General features: G+C 51.8%; 1 pseudogene. It reads left to right on the top strand.

The features are described from left to right. Positions 1 to 257 (top strand): annotated as a pseudogene (locus KVT36_RS31810) (DUF885 domain-containing protein); the annotation flags it as partial.

The following is a 257-nucleotide window of genomic DNA, read 5'->3' as shown; positions in this document are numbered from 1 at the left end:
ATCAGCAGGAATACCAGCAGCTTTTTCCGCTGGATGCCACCTTTGCCGGTGACCACCGCTATGATGTCCAGCTGCCAAATGATATTTCCGCACCCTTCCTGGCAAAAGAGCATAGCTTTTACGAAAAATACCTGCAGGCGTCACATACTATTCAGCGCAGCAGCATAAATACGGCAGACCGCATCTCGAACGATGGGCTGCAGGAAATGCTGGAAACCGGCCTGGAAAAGAAAGATCTGGGGCTGGAACACATGCCG

Source organism: Chitinophaga sp. GbtcB8, assembly GCF_019091455.1.
In the GTDB taxonomy this organism is placed as follows: Bacteria; Bacteroidota; Bacteroidia; order Chitinophagales; family Chitinophagaceae; genus Chitinophaga.
Note: the sequence above shows the minus strand (reverse complement) of the source record. Positions and strands in the feature narration are given on the sequence as shown.